The 321-nt window shown below is 70.7% G+C and carries 1 pseudogene; it reads right to left on the bottom strand.

The features are described 5' to 3' along the window. Nucleotides 1–321: pseudogene (locus ACLQ2W_RS33945) on the bottom strand (hypothetical protein); the annotation flags it as partial.

Genomic DNA, 321 nt, shown 5'->3' on the forward strand with positions numbered 1-321 from the left:
GGCCGCGCATCCGCCGGCGGCCACTGCCCCAACCCGGCCGCAACCCGACCAGCCTGCGAGCTCAACACACCCGTGGCGTGGCGAGCCCACGAACCCCCCACACCCTCCACGCCCTCCGGCCGGGAGTACACGTTGACCGGCCGCCGACCATCCTGGTCGGGACCGCCGACCCACACCTGCACCTGCACCCCGCCCTGCTCGGGCAACACCAACGGCGTCTGCAGCGTCAACTCCTGCACCAGGGCACAACCCACCTGGTCCCCGGCATACACCACCAACTCCACAAACGCCGTGCCCGCCAACAACACCGAACCCAACACC

It is taken from the genome of Micromonospora sp. DT227 (assembly GCF_049841835.1).
GTDB lineage: Bacteria > Actinomycetota > Actinomycetes > Mycobacteriales > Micromonosporaceae > Micromonospora.